The organism is Blastomonas sp. UPD001 (assembly GCF_003426715.1).
Lineage (GTDB): Bacteria > Pseudomonadota > Alphaproteobacteria > Sphingomonadales > Sphingomonadaceae > Blastomonas.
The window spans coordinates 1-930 of record NZ_QKVT01000183.1 but is presented as its reverse complement, the minus strand read 5'-3'; the positions used below and the strand labels follow the sequence as shown (position 1 = coordinate 930).

At 62.2% G+C, this 930-nt stretch carries 1 protein-coding gene and 1 pseudogene; both read left to right on the top strand.

From position 1 onward, the window contains the following. Positions 1-323 (top strand): annotated as a pseudogene (locus DM995_RS20425) (sugar phosphate isomerase/epimerase family protein); the annotation flags it as partial. 20 nt (positions 324-343) lie between these two features. Further along, positions 344-930: sugar phosphate isomerase/epimerase family protein (locus DM995_RS20420; protein ID WP_157973438.1), on the top strand; the 587-nt coding region annotated here is incomplete at its 3' end.

Sequence of the window (930 nt, the reverse complement as noted above, 5' to 3'; positions counted from 1 at the left end):
CTGCGAGCCTGACGATCGCCGGAATCGATCCCGCGGCCTTTATCGAGGCGCATCAGCACCGGATCGGCGTCGTCCATCTGACCGACACCGCCTTTGTCGATACGCACGAAACCTGGAAAACCGCCAATCCCGAATTCCCCGAGCACCGCGCCACGCAGGTGTATCGTGATCCGGGCACGGGTTCGGTCGATCTGGCCGGGATCGTCTCGCTGCTCGATCGGCTCGGCTATCAGGGGCCGGTCGTGATGAGCGCCCGGCAGACGCGCGATCCCTTCCGCGCGCTGCTGCGCACCCGCGCGCTTCTCGACCAACTGCCCAACTGATCCGGACGGAGCCTTCCGACATGCCCAATATCCGCTACGCCAACATGTGCCACTGGAAGTCGATCCCCTATCGCCGGATCGAGAATTTCCGGGAATTCTATTACGAGGACAAGACCAATACCGCCTATTATTCGGATTGGGACACGATCCTGAAATACCAGGCTGCGCTCGGGTTTGACGGAATCGAGATCGCGCCCTGGGATCTCGCCGACATCCTGCCGCTGTTCGGATCGCCCGAGAACTTCACCGCCTTTGCCAAGGACCGCGGCGTGAGCGTGATCGGCATGTTCCACGGTGCGCACGCCTCGCACGATCCGGGGCATTTCGACGAGGCGGTCCGCGCGGGCCGCGAGGCGGTCGATACCATCGTGCGTTTCGGCGGCAGCTATATGAACACCTGCCCGACGCAGAACTATCACGGCTGCGGACCGCTGAGCCGCGAAGAGGTGCAGCAATGCGCCAAGGTGATGAACGAGATCGGTCGCTATGCCACCGATCACGGGGTGAAGATCGGCCTGCACAACGAATTCTTCTGCGCCATCAACCTGCCCAACCATCGCGAACTGATCGAGTCCACCGACCCGAAGCTGGTGCACTATTGCATCGA